Origin of the sequence: Nostoc sp. DedQUE05, assembly GCF_034530955.1 — a bacterium.
In the GTDB taxonomy this organism is placed as follows: domain Bacteria; phylum Cyanobacteriota; class Cyanobacteriia; order Cyanobacteriales; family Nostocaceae; genus Nostoc.
Window position 1 is genome coordinate 51,466 of sequence record NZ_JAVRCB010000046.1, and the last position, 21,724, is coordinate 73,189.

Here is a 21,724-nt window from a genome sequence, read left to right on the forward strand (position 1 = left end):
TATTTGAGGCTACGCCATAGGTCAGCTAGTTTTACGCCACTTTCATCATACGAACGGGTTGTAGCAACTTTTCTGGAGAAGCTTTTCACGAGTTTTTGAGAGAGGAAAACCCTCTCCCAGCAACTACTGTCGGCAATGCCCCACTCGTGCTTAAAAAATAGCTGAAGGTAGGATAGCAAATGGTGTGCTTTAGCGTAGCTTACCGTAGGTATCGTTATCCAAACTTCCAGTTATGATAAAAAATTAAGCATTCCAAATCACTATTCTTGCTGAATTCGGCGTCGGACTGAATCAGCATGAGAAGGTAAACCTTCTGCTGTTGCTAGCACATCTATGGCACCAGCCACATTTTGCAGTGCGGTTTGGGAGTATTGAATAATACTAGAATGTTTAAGGAAAGTTTCAACACCCAATGCCGAAGCAAAGCGGGCAGCACCAGAAGTTGGCAAGGTATGATTAGGACCTGCCAAATAGTCTCCTACAGCTTCTGGTGTTGAGTAACCCAAAAAGATTGCCCCAGCGTGGCGAATCTGTGGTAAAAGTGCCCAAGGGTCTTTGACTTCTAATTCCAGGTGTTCGGGGGCAAATTCATTTGAGAGTTCTGCTGCGGCTTGGAGCGATTCCACAAGGATAATCAAACCGTAGTGAGCGATCGCTTTTTCTGTATCTATTCGCCGTGGATGATCGACTAGCTGTCTTTCCAAAGCTAATTGCACATTTTTCGCCAAAGCCGCATCTGTCGTCAGCAAAATTGCTGCCGCCATTGGATCGTGTTCGGCTTGGGCTAGCAAGTCAGCAGCTACATGCACCGGATTTGCGGTTTCATCGGCAATCACTAGCACTTCGCTAGGGCCTGCTAAAGAATCAATGCCAACGATGCCATAGACAAGTTTTTTCGCTAGGGTGACATAAATGTTACCAGGGCCAGTAATCACATCCACTTTTGGAATTGTTTCTGTACCATAAGCTAAAGCGGCGATCGCTTGTGCGCCCCCAATACGATAAATTTCTTGCACCCCTGCTTCTTGGGCAGCTACCAAGACTGCTGGGTTAATAGCACCCCCTGGCCCTGGTGGTGTTACCATCACCACGTGCGGTACAGCAGCAACATGAGCCGGAATTGCATTCATTAGCACTGTACTGGGATAGGCGGCACGGCCACCAGGCACATACAACCCGGCTCGGTCTACAGGGGTGTAGCGTTTGCCCAGTACTACTTCATCGTCACCAAAGTGTACCCAGCTTTTTGGTACTCGCTGACGATGAAACGCTTCAATTTGGCGGCAAGCTAGCCGAACTGCATTCAACAACTCTTTTGATATCTGTTGATAGGCTGCATCCAATTCCGAGCCTGTAACTCTGAGTTCTTCTGCTTTCAGGGTTTGTTTGTCAAATTCGTCCGTGTAATGCAATACAGCTTTGTCGCCTTGGCGCTTCACTGCTTGCAAAATTTCCCGCACCGTCGCTTCTTTGTGAAGTACCTGTTCGTCATGGGTGCGATCGCAGATCCGTTGTAGTTCTGCTCTAACGTCTGCCTGCTGAGTAATAATTCGCAGCATGGAGTAAGGACAATGCCAAAATTATAATATTGCCACCTGAGATTTAGTATTGCTCTTGACCCACTGGGGTGTGCAAGCTGACTCTAATTCTCTTCTCTAGCTTAACCTGGATTTTTTTGATACTCTCAAGGCTACCAGCGTATAGTTTGCTTGAGAAGGCGACTTAATTGCTCAATCCGACAAGCCTTGACTGGCTAGCGGTAGGAAGCAGGTGTGCCATTTCCCACTCCCGTTACACCATTTCCCTCAATCCTTGGGGATGCAGATGGTATGTTTACACATCCAATCCTCTGAATTTACAGGGCTTATGGTTGGAGTATAATTTTTACTTATTTCCCTAACTTTTACTAATTAATGTGTGTACAGGCACGATATATTGGTTCTATACTTGACAACCCCTGAGATTTAGCTCTTTACAGTTCCTGCCTCTAAATAATACATTTGGTTTACGGACAAATTATATTTATTGGCAATCACATTGCTTAATCAGGTTGTAATCGGTTAGGGTGAAATTTATTTAGATGTATTTTAGTTTAACGCATTTCCTCAATTGACGAAATACTGAATTGGCGAGTATAGACTATAGAACTAATACTAATAATGTAATGACGATCTTCATTCATGCCCACCAATACCTAATTCCATAATTTTTTTAGGAAATTATAATATTGGCAATTTGAATGCTATATTAGTAAGTCTAGTAGTGTGTGTACATAATTAATAATCGTATTTTTGGAATTGACTGTGGCGAATACAAAGTCTGCTCTTAAGCGTGCCCAAATCGCAGAACGTAACCGACTGCGTAATAAATCTTACAAATCAGCAGTCAAGACGCTGATGAAAAAATATCTCAATGCTGTAGCTGCTTATACAGCTAATCCTACCCCAGAATTAAAACAAGAAGCACAGGCTCGGTTATCCGAGGCTTATGGGAAAATTGATAAGGCGATCAAACGAGGTGTTCTTCACCCAAATAATGGGGCAAGGAAAAAATCCAGATTGGCTCACAGACTAAAACCCCTCACACAAACAGCTGAGTAGTCATTGGTAATTTGTCCTTAGTCATTAGTCATTGGTAACAAAACAAACGACAAATGACGAAGGACAAACAACATAGACGCGCCAGCGGCTTCCCGCAGGGTAGGACAAAAGATGCAACTGATAGACACGCACGTACATCTCAACTTTGATAGTTTTCAGCCGGATTTAGCAATAGTGCGATCGCGGTGGCAAGAAGCAGGTGTAGTGCGTTTAGTGCATTCCTGTGTTCACCCGGAGGAGTTTTCCAGTATTCAATCTATAACCCAAGAGTTTCCTGAGATTAGTTTTGCTGTAGGATTACATCCTTTAGATGCTGATAAATGGAATAGCGAGACAGCTGAGAAAATCAAAACTTTAGCGAGTTCTGACTCAAAAGTGGTAGCAATTGGGGAAATGGGTCTGGATTTTTACAAAGCTGATAACTATGAGCAACAGTATCTGGTGTTTGAGTCCCAGTTGGCGATCGCATCTGAACTAAACTTACCAGTGATTATCCACTGCCGTGATGCTGCGGTGGCAACCAAAGAAGTGTTGCAAAAATGGCGGCAACTCAAAGGAGAAAGAGTGCGGGGTGTGATGCATTGCTGGGGAGGAACACCTGAAGAAACTCAATGGTTTCTCGATTTAGGCTTTTATATCAGCTTTAGCGGAACAGTGACATTCAAAAGTGCTAAAGCGATCCAATCTTCTGCGGCGATGGTGAGTAGCGATCGCCTACTGATTGAAACAGACTGCCCATTTCTCGCTCCAGTTCCGAAACGGGGCGAGAGGCGCAACGAGCCTGCCTACGTACTTTATGTAGCCGAGCAAGTAGCTAAACTGCGTCAGGAAACGGTAGAGGCGATCGCTCATCAAACCACCCAAAATGCTTGTGAATTATTCGGTCTGTCAATATAAAGTGTGTCCTAGTATCTTTTGTTAAGTTGTGTTAAAAAAAATAAACCTAGAGGGGGACAAAAATATGCTAATATTATTGCCTCAAAAAGATTTTGCTTGCGCCATAATAATAGAGGAAGGAGCATAAAACTTTTCATCTTAAATTTTCCATACTGTTATGGCTTGCCCATCCTCAAAATCTCTACAAGTGGATGCTCTCCAGGCATTACTAACCGTACCAACCTAAATTGAGCTAGACTTTTGCACAACATCTGTTTAGTGTGTATTGAACCTATTCAAAATCGTTAAAGAAAAATTGCCTTGTGAGTATAATCCAGCAAAATGAAGTTATTCTGATTCAAAATCGACAAGGTGCGGATCGTTCCCTCAGTCTTAGGATATCTAAGAATATCACTGAGAGTATCAACAGCGGGGTGGATTTCAAACACACTGTGTAGAGCTGCGTCAGCAAATTAACGCGCTTTTTGGAGGGGAAGTGAAGAAAGTAAATCAAATTCAGGAATATTTTAACTGGATATTCTTTTTGAAATGGGCATTGGGAAGCCAGTGCTTTGAGTGGCTTTGGCAACTTGTACCGCTTCGAGGAAGTAAGCTATGCATAGCGTCTGCGGCTAGACAAGCAACTGGCGTCATTCGGTATGAGATGCAGGAGGAAAAGACTTTCAGCAAGTTTTCCCCCGATTTCATAGTACCGAGTGCCTATTACTTAGTCCCTATTAGGGGTGATTGCTTCCTTGTCAAAATTGCTCATTCCAGCCAGATTTAATCGCTGGAGTCTACACCCATAAATTACAAGTGTCTAAGAAAAAGTTCCCAAACAGCTAAGGACACTGGCTAGCAGTGGGAAGCGTCAAAAAGCAGTGTCCAAGGGAAAATTGTACCAGGTTGACAAAGGAAGAGGCATGACTAAAGAAACATATATGGAACCCGCCTTTCTATTGCCCGACTTGATTGAAATCCAGCGCTCAAGTTTTCGCTGGTTTTTAGAAGAAGGGCTGATAGAAGAACTGAACTCCTTTAGTCCTATTACAGATTATACGGGTAAATTAGAACTGCACTTTTTGGGTCATAACTACAAACTCAAGGAGCCAAAGTACAGCGTCGAAGAAGCCAAACGGCGGGATAGTACTTATGCTGTGCAAATGTATGTTCCCACACGGTTGATTAATAAGGAAACCGGGGAAATCAAAGAGCAAGAGGTATTCATTGGTGATTTGCCTTTAATGACCGATCGCGGCACGTTTATTATTAACGGAGCCGAGCGGGTAATTGTCAACCAAATAGTGCGATCGCCAGGGGTTTATTACAAATCAGAAATCGACAAAAACGGGCGGCGTACTTATTCAGCTAGCTTAATTCCCAACCGGGGTGCATGGCTGAAATTTGAAACAGACCGTAACGATTTGGTGTGGGTACGGATTGACAAAACCCGCAAACTATCAGCGCAGGTACTACTAAAAGCTTTAGGGTTATCAGACAACGAAATCTTTGATGCCTTACGCCATCCAGAGTATTTCCAAAAAACCATCGAAAAAGAAGGGCAGTTTTCTGAAGAAGAAGCCCTGATGGAGTTATATCGGAAACTGCGTCCTGGTGAACCACCCACAGTATTAGGTGGACAACAACTCCTAGATTCTCGTTTCTTTGACCCAAAACGTTATGACCTTGGTCGCGTTGGACGGTACAAACTCAACAAGAAATTGCGCCTTTCTGTTCCCGACACAATGCGCGTGTTAACTCCTGGCGATATCTTGGCAGCTGTAGATTACCTAATCAACCTAGAATATGATATAGGTAATATTGACGACATTGACCATTTAGGTAATCGCCGGGTGAGAAGCGTCGGTGAATTGCTCCAAAACCAAGTGCGGGTAGGGTTAAACCGCTTAGAAAGAATCATTCGGGAGCGGATGACGGTATCCGATGCTGAAGTGCTAACTCCCGCTTCCTTGGTGAACCCCAAACCATTGGTAGCAGCAATTAAAGAATTCTTTGGTTCCAGTCAGTTAAGTCAGTTCATGGATCAAACCAATCCTCTGGCGGAACTGACCCACAAACGCCGTTTGAGTGCCCTTGGTCCTGGTGGTTTAACCCGCGAACGCGCTGGATTTGCAGTGCGAGATATACATCCTAGTCACTATGGACGCATTTGCCCCATTGAGACACCAGAAGGTCCAAACGCCGGATTGATTGGCTCTTTGGCAACCCATGCAAGGGTAAATCTGTACGGCTTCTTAGAAACACCATTTAGACCTGTAGAAAATGGGCGAGTTAGATTTGATCTACCTCCAGCCTACATGACAGCCGATGAAGAAGACGACCTACGGGTTGCTCCTGGAGACATTCCTGTAGATGAAACTGGGCACATTATTGGTCCACAAGTACCAGTCCGGTATCGCCAAGAATTTTCCACCACAACACCAGAACAGGTGGACTACGTAGCAGTATCTCCCGTACAGATTGTGTCGGTAGCAACCAGCATGATTCCTTTCTTGGAGCATGATGACGCTAACCGAGCGCTGATGGGATCGAACATGCAACGGCAAGCAGTCCCCCTACTCAAACCAGAGCGTCCTTTGGTGGGTACTGGTTTGGAAGCCCAAGGAGCAAGAGACTCTGGGATGGTGATTGTATCGCGCACCGATGGCGATGTTACTTATGTAGATGCTACAGAAATTCGCGTCCGTCCTAAACCTAACACCCCCGAAATTAAATACATCCTTTCCAAGTATCAACGTTCCAACCAAGACACCTGTTTAAATCAGAAACCTCTCGTCCGCATTGGTGAACGGGTTGTTGCTGGTCAGGTATTGGCTGATGGCTCCTCCACTGAAGGTGGTGAATTGGCGCTAGGACAAAATATCGTCGTTGCCTATATGCCTTGGGAAGGGTACAACTACGAAGATGCAATTTTAATCTCTGAAAGACTGGTGCAGGATGATGTTTACACCTCAATTCACATTGAAAAATATGAAATTGAAGCTAGACAAACCAAACTGGGGCCAGAAGAAATTACCAGAGAAATTCCCAACGTCGGGGAAGATGCCTTGCGCCAGTTGGATGAACAGGGAATCATTCGCATTGGGGCATGGGTAGAAGCTGGTGATATCTTGGTAGGAAAAGTCACACCAAAAGGTGAATCTGACCAACCGCCAGAAGAAAAACTGTTACGTGCCATCTTTGGTGAGAAAGCACGGGATGTGCGAGACAATTCTCTGCGAGTACCAAACGGTGAAAAAGGCCGCGTAGTTGATGTGCGCTTGTTTACTCGCGAACAAGGCGATGAACTGCCACCAGGAGCCAATATGGTAGTCCGGGTGTATGTAGCTCAAAAACGTAAAATCCAAGTTGGTGACAAAATGGCAGGACGCCACGGTAATAAAGGGATTATTTCTCGGATATTACCGGCAGAAGATATGCCTTATTTGCCCGATGGTTCACCAGTGGACATTGTACTCAACCCCTTGGGCGTACCCAGTCGGATGAACGTCGGACAAGTATTTGAATGCCTGTTGGGTTGGGCTGGTCAAACCTTGGGAGTGCGATTTAAGATTACTCCCTTTGATGAAATGTATGGGGAAGAGTCATCTCGCCGAATCGTACATGGCAAATTGCAAGAAGCACGAGACGAAACAGGGAAAGACTGGGTATATAACCCAGATAACCCAGGCAAAATCATGGTGTATGACGGTCGTACAGGTGAACCCTTTGACCGAGCAATTACCATTGGTGTGGCTTATATGCTGAAACTGGTGCATTTGGTGGATGATAAGATCCACGCCCGTTCTACAGGCCCATACTCACTGGTGACTCAGCAACCCTTGGGTGGTAAAGCACAACAAGGTGGTCAGAGGTTTGGAGAAATGGAAGTGTGGGCATTGGAAGCCTTTGGTGCAGCTTACACCTTACAGGAATTGCTCACAGTTAAATCTGACGATATGCAAGGACGGAATGAAGCGTTAAATGCGATCGTTAAAGGTAAGGCAATTCCTCGACCTGGAACTCCAGAATCCTTTAAGGTGCTAATGCGTGAGCTGCAATCATTGGGGTTAGATATTGCCGTACACAAGGTAGAAACTCAAGCAGACGGCAGTTCCCTAGATGTGGAAGTCGATTTGATGGCAGACCAATCAGCCCGTCGTACACCTCCTCGACCAACTTATGAATCTCTTTCTCGCGAATCGCTAGAAGACGACGAATAATCAATAGTCATTAGTCCTTAGTTCTTTGTCATTAGCAAAAGACTAAGGACTAATGACCAATGACCAATGACTAATGACTAATGACTAAATATGAGACCTGCCCAAACTAATCAGTTTGACTACGTAAAAATCGGCTTGGCTTCCCCTGAACGCATTCGTCAGTGGGGCGAGAGAACATTGCCTAATGGTCAGGTAGTTGGTGAAGTTACCAAACCAGAGACGATTAACTACCGAACTCTCAAGCCAGAGATGGATGGCTTATTTTGTGAGCGCATCTTTGGGCCAGCAAAAGATTGGGAATGCCATTGTGGCAAGTATAAAAGAGTCCGTCATAGAGGTATTGTCTGCGAACGCTGTGGGGTAGAAGTCACCGAGTCACGCGTGCGTCGCCACCGCATGGGCTATATTAAACTCGCCGCACCAGTAGCTCACGTTTGGTATCTCAAAGGCATTCCTAGCTATATTTCCATCTTGTTAGATATGCCCTTACGGGATGTCGAGCAGATTGTTTATTTCAACTCTTATGTTGTCCTGAGTCCAGGTAATGCCGAAACTTTAACTTACAAACAGCTACTGAGTGAAGATCAGTGGTTGGAAATAGAAGACCAAATTTATAGCGAAGATTCTCAGCTGCAAGGCGTAGAGGTGGGCATTGGTGCTGAAGCACTGTTGCGCTTGCTTGCCGATATTAATTTAGAACAAGAAGCTGAAAGCCTACGCGAAGAAATTGGTAATGCCAAGGGGCAAAAAAGAGCCAAGTTAATTAAGCGACTGCGGGTAATTGACAATTTTATCGCCACTGGTTCCAAACCAGAATGGATGGTAATGGCAGTTATTCCCGTGATTCCCCCCGACTTGCGCCCAATGGTGCAACTAGATGGCGGACGGTTTGCCACCAGCGATTTAAATGATTTGTATCGGCGGGTAATTAACCGCAACAATCGTTTGGCACGCTTGCAAGAAATTTTGGCACCTGAGATTATTGTGCGGAACGAAAAGCGGATGCTGCAAGAAGCAGTAGATGCTTTGATTGACAATGGTCGTCGGGGACGCACTGTGGTAGGAGCAAATAATCGACCTCTAAAATCTTTGTCCGACATTATTGAGGGTAAGCAAGGACGTTTCCGACAAAACTTGTTAGGTAAACGGGTTGACTATTCTGGGCGTTCGGTTATTGTCGTCGGGCCAAAACTGAAAATTCACCAGTGCGGTTTGCCTAGAGAAATGGCAATTGAGCTATTTCAACCATTTGTGATTAACCGCCTGATTCGTAGCGGGATGGTAAATAACATCAAAGCTGCGAAAAAGCTGATATCCCGTAACGATCCCAGTGTTTGGGATGTGCTGGAAGAGGTGATTGAAGGACACCCTGTGATGCTAAACAGGGCGCCAACATTGCATCGCTTGGGCATTCAGTCTTTTGAACCAATTTTAGTAGAAGGTAGAGCGATTCAACTTCATCCTCTCGTCTGTCCAGCGTTTAACGCCGACTTTGACGGCGACCAAATGGCGGTACACGTCCCATTATCGTTAGAAAGTCAGGCTGAAGCGCGGTTATTGATGTTGGCTTCTAATAATATTTTGTCACCAGCCACAGGTAAACCCATTATCACGCCTAGCCAAGACATGGTGTTAGGGGCATATTACTTAACAGCAGAAAATCCCGGTGCAACAAAAGGCGCAGGAAAGTACTTTTCTTCACTAGAGGATGTAATTATGGCTTTCCAGCAGGAGCAAGTTGACTTGCACGCCTATATATATGTGCGGTTTGACGGTGAAATAGAATCAGATCAACCGGATACAGAACCCGTGAAAGTGACGGAGAACGAAGATGGTACCCGCACATTACTCTATAAGTTCCGTCGAGTCAGACAAGACGCTAAAGGCAATGTAATTTCTCAGTATATATATACCACTCCCGGTCGCGTTATTTACAATAATGCTATTCAGGAAGCACTTGCAAGCTAAAAGTGAGGAGTGAAAAGTTAAGAGTTAGGAGTTATTAATTACAAACTCCTAACTCCTAACTCCTAATTATTAATTTAGGACTAATGACTAATGACTAACGAAAAAATGATTTTTCGCAATCGGGTGGTTGATAAAGGTCAACTGAGAAATTTAATTTCTTGGGCCTTTACATATTATGGTACGGCGCGAACCGCAGTAATGGCGGACAAACTGAAAGATTTAGGATTTCGCTACGCTACCAAAGCAGGGGTTTCCATCAGTGTAGATGACTTGATGGTGCCACCAACTAAGCGATTGCTCTTAGAAGCAGCCGAAGAAGAAATTCGCGCCACTGAAACCCGTTACCAACGGGGCGAAATCACGGAAGTAGAACGTTTCCAAAAGGTAATCGATACTTGGAATGGTACTAGTGAAGCCTTGAAGGATGAAGTAGTAGTTCACTTCAAGAAGACTAATCCCTTAAACTCCGTATACATGATGGCATTCTCTGGGGCACGGGGTAACATCTCTCAAGTGCGGCAGTTGGTGGGGATGCGGGGATTGATGGCAGATCCCCAAGGGGAAATTATCGATTTGCCGATTAAAACCAACTTCCGTGAAGGACTCACTGTGACGGAATACATTATTTCGTCTTACGGTGCCAGAAAAGGATTGGTGGATACTGCGTTGCGGACGGCTGACTCTGGTTATCTAACGCGCCGATTGGTGGACGTATCCCAGGATGTAATTATTCGGGAATTTGACTGCGGCACCACTAGAGGTCTTGCAATTCAACCAATGACAGAAGGGGCCAAAACTTTAATTCCTCTAGCAACCCGCTTGATGGGACGGGTAATTGGTGAAGATGTGGTGCATCCAGTAACAAAAGAAGTGATTGCAGCACGTAATACCCCAATTTCTGAGGATTTGGCGAAGAAAATTGAAAAATCTGGGGTGAGAGAAGTTGTGGTGCGATCGCCCCTAACTTGTGAAGCCGCACGTTCCGTTTGTCAACACTGCTACGGCTGGAGTTTGGCACACGCCAAGATGGTAGATTTGGGCGAAGCTGTGGGGATTATTGCTGCCCAAAGTATCGGCGAACCTGGTACTCAGTTAACCATGCGGACATTCCACACAGGTGGGGTGTTTACTGGAGAAGTGGCGCAACAAGTTCGTTCTAAAATCGATGGGACTGTTAAGCTTCCCCGCAAACTGAAGACCAGAACATATCGTACCCGCCACGGGGAAGATGCCCTTTATATTGAGGCTAATGGCATCATGCTTTTGGAACCAACAAAAGTAGGTGATGTTACCCCAGAGAACCAAGAGGTTCACCTTACCCAAGGTTCAACACTATATGTATTTGATGGAAATAAGGTAAAACAAGGTCAGTTGTTGGCAGAGGTTGCCCTTGGTGGACGCACAACTCGGACTAATACAGAAAAAGCAGTTAAAGATGTAGCCTCTGACTTAGCAGGGGAAGTGCAATTTGCTGAAGTAGTTCCAGAACAAAAAACTGATCGTCAAGGCAATACCACAACCACAGCCGCACGCGGTGGCTTGATTTGGATTTTGTCTGGGGAAGTTTACAACTTGCCGCCTGGTGCAGAATTGGTAGTAAAAAATGGTGATGCGATCGCCTCTAATGGAGTTTTAGCAGAAACCAAGTTAACCAGTTTGCACGGCGGTGTGGTGCGGTTGCCAGAAGCTACCCCAGGTAAGAGTACCAGGGAAATTGAAATTATCACTGCTTCTGTGGTACTAGACCAAGCAACAGTGACAGTCCAAAGTTCCCAAGGGCGTAATAACTACTTAGTTTCCACTGGTAACAACCAAGTATTTAACCTGCGGGCTACACCAAGCACAAAAGTGCAAAATGGTCAAGTGGTAGCTGAGTTAATCGACGATCGCTATCGGACAACCACTGGTGGTTTCCTAAAATTTGCGGGTGTAGAAGTCCAGAAAAAAGGCAAAGCCAAGCTAGGTTATGAAGTCGTGCAAGGCGGTACTCTTTTATGGATTCCCGAAGAAAGCCACGAAGTTAATAAAGATATCTCCTTGCTGTTGGTAGAAGACGGTCAGTTTGTCGAAGCTGGCACCGAGGTAGTAAAAGATATCTTCTGCCAAAACAGTGGTGTGATAGAAGTTACCCAGAAAAACGATATCCTGCGGGAAGTTGTAGTTAAGCCAGGGGAACTACTGATGGTGGACGATCCCGAATCAGTTATCGGGCGAGATAACACCTTCATCCAACCAGGTGAGGAATTCCAAGGCAATGTCGCCAGAGAATTGCGTTACATCCAGTATGTAGAGACACCAGAAGGACCCGCCTTATTGAGCCGTCCAGTAGTTGAGTTTGCCGTCCCTGATAATCCAGATGTGCCATCAACTACATCGGTAAGTCAACAAACCGGGCGATCGATTCAATTAAGAGCGGTGCAGCGACTACCTTATAAAGATTCAGAACGTGTCAAATCTGTTGAAGGTGTGGAACTGCTACGAACCCAGCTAGTGCTGGAAATTGAGCAAGAAGGGGAACAAGACCATAATGCTTCGCCCCTAGCAGCAGATATTGAATTAGTAGAGGATACCGAAGACCCAGAAGTTCAACGTTTACAACTAGTGATTTTGGAATCCTTGGTAATTCGTAGAGACATTACCGCTGATGCTACCCAAGGTAGTACCCAGACGACACTTGAGGTACACGATGGGTTAACCATCGCCCCAGGTTCTGTAGTCGCACGTACCCAAATCTTGTGTAAAGAAGGCGGGGAAGTACGAGGTGTTCAAAAAGGAACCGAAAACGTGCGTCGCTGTTTGGTGTTGCGCGACGCTGACAGGCTTCCTATTAATACTAGTACTCAGCCAAAGGTAAAAGTGGGTGATTTGCTAGTAGAAGGTACAGAAGTTGCTCCTGGAGTTTTTGCCCCAGAATCAGGACAAGTAGTCGATATTAAAAGCGTCGCTGCTGCATCTGGTGGGGAATCAGCTTTGAGTACTAAAAACTACGTTATTACTACCCGTATCGGTCGCCCTTATCGAGTCAGCCCTGGTGCTGTGTTGCAGATAGAAGACGGCGATTTGGTACAACGAGGTGATAACTTGGTGTTGCTAGTGTTTGAACGCGCCAAAACCGGAGATATCATTCAAGGTTTACCTCGGATTGAGGAATTACTTGAAGCTCGTAAACCCAAAGAAGCGTGCATCTTATGTCGGCGGGGCGGAGAAGTTAAGGTGGTTTATGGTGATGGTGATGAAGCGATCGCTATTAAGGTCGTAGAATCAAATGGCGTGGTGACAGATTATCCTCTGGGGCCAGGACAAAATTTGATTGTGCCAGATGGCTCGACAGTATTAGCAGGACAACCGTTGACTGATGGCCCATCCAATCCTCATGAAATTTTGGAAATCTTCTTTAGCTTGGGTTCTGAAGATGGAATCTATGCTTGTGCTAGCCTTGCTTTACAGAAGGTACAAACCTTCTTAGTGAATGAAGTGCAAATGGTGTACCAGTCTCAAGGTATTGATATTTCCGATAAGCACATTGAAGTGATTGTTCGCCAGATGACCAACAAAGTCAGGATTGATGATGGTGGTGACACCACAATGCTTCCTGGCGAATTGGTAGAACTGCGCCAAGTCGAGCAGGTAAACGAAGCTATGGCAATTACAGGCGGTGCTAGGGCACAGTACACTCCAGTATTGTTGGGGATCACCAAAGCATCGTTGAACACGGACAGCTTTATTTCCGCTGCCTCCTTCCAAGAGACAACACGGGTACTCACTGAAGCCGCTATCGAAGGCAAATCTGACTGGCTGCGCGGATTAAAGGAAAACGTGATTATCGGGCGATTGATTCCGGCTGGTACTGGATACAATACCTATGAAGAACCAGGAGCGATCGATGACTATGCTGCTGAAATTACCAGTAGTGTGTTAGATGAAGTTGACGATCCCCTAGATATGGTCTTAGACGATCGCACAGCTCGCAACTATAATTTAGATTCTCCTACTCTTGGAGAATCTGGCTTTGGCAGCAGACGTGCAGAAAGGTCAATTCTAGATGAAGAAGACGAATTAATTGCTGACGAAGTAGTAGACGACGACGATTACGAGGAAGAAGAGGAAGACGACGAAGATGATTTCGACGACGAATAGAGACTTGAAATTTCGCGTCTAAAAGGTAAAAGGTAAAAGGTAATATCGAGTCTGCCCAATTACCAATAATCAAACTACCTCACCCATGCTAGCGCACCCCTTGGCAAGGGGTGCGCTAGTTTCAGTTTTACCCCTAACGAGCAAGTCGTCGTATTCAATTAAAATAAGCGATCGCAATCAATAGACTGAAATTTTCTGTTTCACAGAGTCTAGTCATTTACATCGCTTAAAATCTTGTATTTAGTCGTCTTAAGAAGACTTTAGGTATTACCTTGAGAATTTCTTTCCAACCAGGATAGCAACGAACTGAATAATTGAAAAGATGTTGGGAATCATAACCCTACAAAAAGAGGGGATTAAGCATTAGCTGTTATTTTGAATTTCATCTAACTTAGCACGCACTGCTTGAATATCCTGCCACATCAACCATTTTGGCGCACCTCTTTCTTTAGAAGGATTACGCAGCAAGTAAGAAGGATGAAAAATTGGCATACATAAACGCCCTTCCCACTCTAGCCACTGGCCGCGAATTTTCGTAATCCCCCGCTTATCGCCAGTGATACCTTTGACAGCAGTTGCACCCGTTAACAGAATTATTTTAGGGTCAACTAAGCGAATTTGTTCTAATAGGTAGGGTAAACAAGCCGCTACTTCTACAGGAGTGGGAACTCTATTATCTGGTGGGCGACATTTATTGATATTCGCGATATATACATCATGCTCAGTAGTCAGATTCACCGATGCCAAAATTTTCTCCAGCAATTGTCCCGATCTGCCTACAAATGGTAAACCCGTTTCATCTTCATTTTGACCTGGGGCTTCTCCCACAACCATAATTGGTGCTTTGAGATTGCCACGTCCGACAACAGCATGAGTGCGAGTGTCTCCCAACGCACAACGGTGGCAGCGATCGCAATGCTGTGTCAACTCCGTTATATCAGAATAAGTTCCGGGAGCGATCGGAATTTTCGCGTCTGTAGGAATCAGTTCTCGTTGATTAAAAGTTGAGTCGTCGAAGAGGCTGAGTTGGGTTTCGCTGCTCATGAAAATCAGGATTTTGGCATCAGCGCCAGCTGTTATATCTGAGTTAAATAGCCTTTTGATTGGATATTTGTCAGAACAATAAACTTTTGCTGAATACTTAATTATTTATACAAATCTTATTGTATCAGTTAATTTGAGACAAAATTCAGTCATGATAAAAGCATTGCCGTCCTAAGATGCTGGGGGAAACCATGTCACAGACCCCACTTTTCGCCGATCGTACCCATGCAGGTGAGTTATTGGCGCGAGTAATTCATAATGTTTTGACTCAGCAAACTATTAATTCTGGGGTAAAGCCTGTACCAATTGTTTATGCTTTGCCAAGAGGAGGTGTACCAGTAGCAGCACCAATAGCACGTCTTTTAGATTGTCCGTTGACAATTGTTGTGGCAAAAAAGATTAGCCATCCAGAAAACCCAGAGTTAGCAATTGGTGCAGTGACGACTTCTGGAAATGTTCTTTGGGCCGATCAAAAGCTATTTCGCTCCAAACATGATGCGCGGTGGCGAGAAATAGCTTTAAATAAAGCGATAAACCTTGCTAAATCTCTTGAGGCTCAATTAATTCCTACTTGTCCGCAAGTAAATGCAGAGAATGCTACGTTGATCTTAATTGATGATGGTATTGCTACAGGTATGACAATAGCGGTAGCAGCAACTGCTATGAGAGCGCTTTCTCCAGCAGCAGTTTGGCTATGTACTCCAGTAGCGCCACAAAAATTGCTACCTTGGTTAGAACAGTGGGGCGATCGCACGATAGTTTTGGAAACACCCGAACCTTTTTGGAGCGTGAGTAATTTTTACGCAGAATTTCCCCAAGTAGATACATTAGAAGTTCTCGTATATCTCCAACAACAAAAGACAATCGGGGGAATTGATCTGTACGAGTAATTTTGAATTGTTTTCCAATCTTGCTTTTTAACTATTTGAAGATGTTCCCTGCTGATATTGCATAGCCTTGGCATAATCACCCAACGCGTAGCAAGCGACTTTCAGACTGGCAAGAGCTTGTTCTTCACTGCGACGATCTTTGATATTTCTAGCTAACAGCAAACGTTCTTCATAATATGTAATTGCTTTGTTGTAGTCACCCAAAGCTTCACAAGCAACTCCTAAACTACTTAAAGACTGTTCCTCACTACGCTTGTCTTGAATTTGTCTAGCTAATTGCAATCGATCTTCATAATACTTAATCGCTTTGGTATAATCACCTAAAGCATAACAAGCATTGCCCAGATTCTTTAGCACCTGAGAAGCACTGCGGACATTTTTTAAGGAGCGTGATAGTACTACACACTGCTCATAATAGGCGATCGCTTTTGAGTAATTGTTCAAAGCATACCAAGCATTACCCAAATTCTTGAGTACCTGTTCTTCGCCCCAATGATCTTTGAGTTCCCGCACAATCTCTAGACTTTGCTGTTGATACTCAATAGCCTGTGTAAAATTACTTAAAGCTTTATACACCAATCCCAAATTATTGAGTGCCGCGACTTGACTGCGTTTGTCTTGCAACTTTTGCGTTATTTTCAAACATTTTTCTAGAAACTCAATAGCCTTGTTATGATCGTTCAAATGACGGTATGCATTTCCTAAATGGGAAAGTGCTTGCATCTGCAATGCTAAATCTGAGGTGTTATTAAGCAAAGACAGACACTGTTGGGAGTAAGAGATAGCACCTTTGTAGTCTCCAGCACTGTAAGTTACCAATCCTAAAAAAGAAAGTACCTGTGCCTGTTTTTCTAAATCGCCAACTGCCTGAAACAGCCCCAAGGATTGTTGTAAAGACTTCATAGCCGTTATTAATTCGCCACCTTGCTGCTGTTGAATTCCTTGCCTTAGTAGCTTGGACGCTTCTGACAAATGGTCATCACTTTCTTGTAGAGATATTATTTCTGCTTGTGAACCAGAGTCAAATTCATGGGTAATTGTATTACGCTTCACTGGTTTTAGGTATGTTATGGGTAATTGCAAAGGAACTGTATTTTTCGAGCTCGTTATTCCATTCGCCTTTAGACATCAACTTCTTCTTGTGAAGTCTGGTGCTAAATCTAGTGTTCCCAAAACCAGGGCGCATCTTTCATCAGTCCGCTTTACCACAGCATAAGTTTAGGAGAGGTAAGAGTTATATATAGCGATGGTTAATTGAGGCTTTCAGATTTATGCTCACGAAGAGTAATAACTATATAGCTTGCGATCGTCTCTATTTGTTATCTATTCGTGTTCTCTACGTCTAGAATAGTTTGATTAAAAAACTATTTTTGACAAGTTTATTTAATAGTTTTATTATCAATATCTGTTTTGTATGTATGGTGCAGAATATCCCGTACCTCCATTAAAATTTTTCCTAGCATATTTTTACCACTCCCATCAGCTCCACAACCCCAGTAGAAATCGATAGGCGAGTTTTCAACAATTTCTACATTGTTTGTAGAAAGTAAAATATCTCTAATATCTGTATGAGTTTGAAATTTGCACAGCACAGCTTGCCGCATGATATCATCTTTAACCTGTTCCCAATCTTGGCGTAAGGGGCGCGTTCTCTCACGCCCCATTCTTGCTGCATCTTTAGGTGTTTTAACTAGGCGGATTTGTTCTGCATGAGGTGTACCCACAAACTTTTGCGCCTGAAAGTAGTGTTCGCTAGTTGACCAATACAATCCATCTAATTCAAAGCCGTGAGACGAAAAGTTAGAGAAGCAGCCATACTCTTCACGAGTACTATAAAAATAAATTGTCATAAAATTTGATATATTTTTTTTGAATTTACTGAATTTGTAAGTTTTTTATAAAATAGATGATTTATTTTCTGTTGATTCAATAAATGCCTCAAACTGACCATTAGGAGTCCATTGAATAGCTCCATCTCGCCCTGTAAAGAACAGTTTAGTTTTGCTTTGATTCAGTTCAGATAAAGTTTTTGGATCAAAGTTGGCAGAAGAAGCGATCGCTACTTGTGGTTGCAAAGCAATCACTAAATCTTTTAATGACTCAGGAGCACACCAAAGCACTTGCGGGCGAGGCAAACTTCCATTTTTTACTAGTTGCTGTACCTCTTTAGATTTAACATTACCTACTAATAACCAATTTTGATCTAAAATTTGCAATTGTAAAATTGGTAATTGGTCGTTGATTAATTGCGCTACTATCGAGCCAGCTTTCACAGATTGACCAACTCCCAAAGGTTGATAAATTCCTTGATGTTTTTGTAGTTCCTGTTGAATAGCCTGAGTTGTAATAGAATTATCTGTTTGAGGTGAATATTCATAAAAATTATTGATTGGTAAACGTTGCATTAATTCAAACCAAGCATTACTTTCGTTACCTTGAAAATCAGTTGCGATCGCCCAATTTATTTGATTTACACCCTGCTGTTGTAAAAACGGTAATATTGTAAAACGTCCTGTCCCTTGATCGCCACTGTTAATGACAGTTACAGTACCTCGATCTTGAACGACTACAATTGGTTCTGTCCCCGATTCTAAGACTGTTATCCTAAACAATGTATTTTTAGAATGCCAAAGTGGGATGAATACTAAACCAATCGCAATCAGATTAGCAAACCACCACCGCCTTTGCCACCAACGCACTAACCAGACCAATATAATTAGTATATAAACCGCCAAAAGCTGCCAAGTAGATATACTGCCCACCGCAACAGAATTTCCAGGCAAATTGCTAAAAAAATCTACTAGTTTAATTAACCAATCAGTAGGATAATGTAATACCCCTGCCAGGAAGCTTCCGGCGTCAGTCCAAACTAAACCTACTAACGCACTGATGATTCCACCTATACTAATGATTGAAATTAATGGAGTACTAATCACATTCAGCAACAGACTATAAGATGGTACAACTCCAAAGACAAAAAGTTGCACAGGTAAAGTCCAAATAGTGGCAGCTAGGGGAACAGCAATCAAAGCAGCGATCGCAGGTGGTAGCCATGCTAGGCGATTGACTAATGCGGGTACTGTTACAACTAATCCTAGTGTTGCTAAAAAACTCAATTGAAAACCTAAATCCCAAATCCATAGAGGATTAAATACCAATAACAGAGTTGCTGCTAATAGTAATGAGCCGAACTGTTTTACTTTTCTTTTTAAGAGTAAACCAACTAATGCCGCAAAACCCATAATTACGGCTCTGAGAACCGCAGGTTGAAAACCTGTTAAACTCAGAAAAATCATTAAAGCCAAAAAGCCAAGAGTAAATTGCGTTCCTTTTCTTGCTCGCCTCGTTAGCTGTAAAATCACACTCAAAATCAAAGAAGTTTGGAACCCAGAAGCTGCTAAAGCATGAGCTAATCCGGCTTGTACAAATAAGTCTCGGATATCGTAGGGTAAATCAACAGCTTTGCTTCCCAACACCATTGCACTGACAAGAGGCCCTTCAGGGATACCCAACCAACGAACTTGCGATCGCACAATTCGCTCCTGAATTTGCCACCATCCCCATTTGCGTTCCGGCTCCAAAACATTTATTTGTCGCCCAATTAGACCGGCAAACGTTCCTTCTTGCTTGAGAAACTTCTGAAAATCGAAACCACCAGGATTGGAAGCTGCCTTTGGTTTGTACAAAATCCCAGTCACGGCAATTTGTTGACTAGGGTATAACCCAGTAGCCTGAAGTATAGGGACTGTCACATACAATTTGCCTGTAACACCTTGTGGGATACCTGCTGAACCTTTATTATTTTTAACTTCATCTAACTGAGTCGTTTCCAGCCAAAATTGTCCTCGCTGACTGCGAGTTAAGCGAGGATTACTCGCCACTTCGCCGCGTACAATCACAAGTTGTTCTTGATTGCTGCTATTTCCAGGCGGCACAAACTGGCTAATATCTTTTGCACCCGGTTGTGGTATTCGCCATTGAAAATATAGAGTTGCTAATAATCCTACTAAGCCAGCAGCTACCCATATTCGAGGATGGGGAATAGTTTGCCAAGTATTAGGCACTCCCTTATTTTTGCTTCCAGCATTTTCTGGTTTCTGAGCAAATTGCTGTAATGTGGTGCGTCTTCTAAAAAGAATTGCTCCCACTATCCCCAGAACCAAAATCCCCACACCACCCCAAGGAACTCCTGTAAGCAGCAAGCCAAAAATGTAGCTAAGACAAATAATTACACCACTGGTTTGAATCATAAGATTTTTGTAAAAGCACCTGGCAATCCGAGTTTGCAGATAGTTTAAATATAGATAGGGCAGCAATAAAGAAAAATCCGCGTTGCTGAATTTTGTTATGAAATTCAAAAATAAAATATTCCAAACTCTTATTATCAGTGCTTGGAGCACCTCTACGTGAGCTTTTTATTTCTTTAAATCAGCAACAGCGAAAAGTTTTTATACTTGTGGTGAGTATAGTCCATCAAGTTTATATAAACAAAGCCCGCACAGGCGGGCCTTATCCTTGTAGCTTTAAGTAGCTAGGACTTACGCACTATACAAATCAACCAAAACGTGTACTACGGTATTTAGTCTTTTCAGAGGCTTCAGATAACCCTGATTTATTCCGACATTTGCGATCGCTGGATGCAAAACATGGCTAAAATACCCAAATTGTGTTTAGTACTTATGTACGATGCGTAAGTCCTAGTAGCTTTAATGTTCTAGATTCAATATTTAACCGTCTTTCTGTCCTTTAGCAAAAGCCACATCAAAAAAATATACCTAGCTTAAACCTCAGCGGCACAAATATAAACAAAACACAAAATCATAGTGAATTAAATTTGCCATGACTCTGCGTACTTTGCCTTTGTTTTTCCGTTACTCTGGCTTCAAAAACGCTACTATTTTACACAAAACTAGTACTTAGTTCATGTATAGCCGCACCCTTTAGGATATTGGGCTTCCTGTTGAACCTACAGTATCTTTGAGCAAAGGAAAACCCAACTTCTCCCTTTGCTCAACATATAAATGAGCTACCTTCCTAGCCAAATGCCGAATCCTGGCAATATAGCGAGTTCTTTCCGTCACAGAAATCACACCTCTAGCATCCAGCAGATTGAATGTGTGCGAACACTTCATTACATAATCTAAGCTAGGCAATACCAATCCTCGCTCCGTCAATTGGGTAGCTTCCTGCTCGTACAAATTAAATAATGTCAGTAGCAACTCAGGATTTGACGCTTCAAAGTTGTATGTGCACTGCTCAATCTCACTTTGCAGGAAAACATCTCCATAAGTAATGTTGTCTGTCCACTGGATCTTAGTAAATGCTTCTACTTGTTGGAGATACATTGTCAGCCGCTCTAACCCGTATGTAATTTCAATCGACACCGGACGGCAATCAATTCCTCCACATTGTTGGAAGTAAGTAAATTGAGTAACTTCCATCCCATCTAACCATACTTCCCACCCAGTACCCCAAGCTCCCACACTTGCATCTTCCCAGTTATCCTCTACAAACCGAATATCGTGGTCTTGAGGACGAATACCTAAAGCTCTTAACGAATCAAGATAAATCTCCTGAATATTATCTGGGGATGGCTTAATCAGAACTTGGTACTGATAATAGTGTTGGAAGCGGTTGGGGTTTTCGCCGTAGCGTCCATCAGTAGGACGACGACAAGGCTCAACGTAAGCAACAGCCCAAGGTTCCGGCCCCAATGCTCTTAAAAAAGTCTGAGGATTCTTAGTACCAGCTCCCTTTTCAATATCGTAGGGCTGGGCAATAAGACAACCGCGATCGCCCCAAAAATGATGCAATAAACTTATTACCGACTGAAAATTCACGCTTGTTCTATCCTTAGTCAACACAGTGCATAAACCATTGTTGCCTAGAACCCGGCACTGTGGGCAGTTTCAGGAGACAGAAAAACAGTCCAAAATATTTTGGGAAAAATAGTTGACACAAAGAATTAGGTTCGCTATATTGAATA

11 protein-coding genes and 1 pseudogene are annotated in these 21,724 nt (G+C 43.4%); 6 read left to right on the forward strand and 6 right to left on the reverse strand.

What is annotated here, in order from left to right; genetic code table 11:
• Positions 1 to 260 precede the first annotated feature (260 nt).
• The gene (hisD, locus tag RMZ42_RS27665) at positions 261 to 1,559 is read right to left on the reverse strand and encodes a histidinol dehydrogenase (RefSeq protein ID WP_322674421.1); all 1,299 of its coding nucleotides are present in this window, start codon (positions 1,557 to 1,559) and stop codon (positions 261 to 263) included.
• A gap of 744 nt (positions 1,560 to 2,303) precedes the next feature.
• Between hisD and rpsT the strand changes: the two genes are divergently transcribed.
• The 5 genes from rpsT to RMZ42_RS27685 all read left to right on the forward strand — a co-directional run bounded on the left by rpsT (position 2,304) and on the right by RMZ42_RS27685 (position 13,804).
• On the forward strand, positions 2,304 to 2,600 hold the full coding sequence (rpsT, locus tag RMZ42_RS27670; RefSeq protein WP_322666272.1) for a 30S ribosomal protein S20: 297 nt from the start codon (positions 2,304 to 2,306) through the stop codon (positions 2,598 to 2,600).
• A gap of 111 nt (positions 2,601 to 2,711) precedes the next feature.
• On the forward strand, positions 2,712 to 3,497 hold the full coding sequence (locus RMZ42_RS27675; protein WP_322674422.1) for a TatD family hydrolase: 786 nt from the start codon (positions 2,712 to 2,714) through the stop codon (positions 3,495 to 3,497).
• Positions 3,498 to 4,399: 902 nt separating this feature from the next.
• Positions 4,400 to 7,699 carry a DNA-directed RNA polymerase subunit beta gene (rpoB, locus tag RMZ42_RS27680; protein ID WP_322674423.1) on the forward strand — a complete coding sequence of 1,100 codons (3,300 nt, stop codon included), beginning with the start codon at positions 4,400 to 4,402 and terminating at the stop codon, positions 7,697 to 7,699.
• 90 nt (positions 7,700 to 7,789) lie between these two features.
• On the forward strand, positions 7,790 to 9,667 hold the full coding sequence (locus tag RMZ42_RS34815) for a DNA-directed RNA polymerase subunit gamma (protein ID WP_416211840.1): 1,878 nt from the start codon (positions 7,790 to 7,792) through the stop codon (positions 9,665 to 9,667).
• 90 nt (positions 9,668 to 9,757) lie between these two features.
• Positions 9,758 to 13,804 (forward strand): DNA-directed RNA polymerase subunit beta'', encoded by a 4,047-nt coding sequence (locus RMZ42_RS27685; RefSeq protein ID WP_416211841.1) that lies wholly within the window; start codon positions 9,758 to 9,760, stop codon positions 13,802 to 13,804.
• Positions 13,805 to 14,167: 363 nt separating this feature from the next.
• On the opposite strand, the gene RMZ42_RS27690 is transcribed toward RMZ42_RS27685, so the two are convergent.
• Positions 14,168 to 14,848, reverse strand: a complete 681-nt coding sequence (locus RMZ42_RS27690) for a uracil-DNA glycosylase (protein ID WP_322674424.1) — start codon at positions 14,846 to 14,848, stop codon at positions 14,168 to 14,170.
• 191 nt (positions 14,849 to 15,039) lie between these two features.
• On the opposite strand from RMZ42_RS27690, the gene RMZ42_RS27695 reads away from it, so the two are divergent.
• Entirely contained in the window at positions 15,040 to 15,738 is a 699-nt protein-coding gene (locus tag RMZ42_RS27695; RefSeq protein WP_322674425.1) for a phosphoribosyltransferase, read from the forward strand.
• Between the two features lie 27 nt (positions 15,739 to 15,765).
• Here RMZ42_RS27695 and RMZ42_RS27700 read toward each other — a convergent pair.
• The 4 genes and pseudogenes from RMZ42_RS27700 to glyQ all read right to left on the reverse strand — a co-directional run bounded on the left by RMZ42_RS27700 (position 15,766) and on the right by glyQ (position 21,578).
• Positions 15,766 to 16,867, reverse strand: a pseudogene (locus RMZ42_RS27700) (tetratricopeptide repeat protein).
• Between the two features lie 250 nt (positions 16,868 to 17,117).
• Positions 17,118 to 17,588 carry an NADAR family protein gene (locus tag RMZ42_RS27705; protein WP_322674427.1) on the reverse strand — a complete coding sequence of 157 codons (471 nt, stop codon included), beginning with the start codon at positions 17,586 to 17,588 and terminating at the stop codon, positions 17,118 to 17,120.
• Between the two features lie 45 nt (positions 17,589 to 17,633).
• Positions 17,634 to 19,988 carry a ComEC/Rec2 family competence protein gene (locus tag RMZ42_RS27710; protein WP_322674428.1) on the reverse strand — a complete coding sequence of 785 codons (2,355 nt, stop codon included), beginning with the start codon at positions 19,986 to 19,988 and terminating at the stop codon, positions 17,634 to 17,636.
• 690 nt (positions 19,989 to 20,678) lie between these two features.
• Positions 20,679 to 21,578: a glycine--tRNA ligase subunit alpha gene (gene glyQ / locus RMZ42_RS27715; RefSeq protein WP_322674429.1), complete on the reverse strand. Its 900-nt coding sequence runs from the start codon at positions 21,576 to 21,578 to the stop codon at positions 20,679 to 20,681.
• Positions 21,579 to 21,724: the final 146 nt, after the last annotated feature.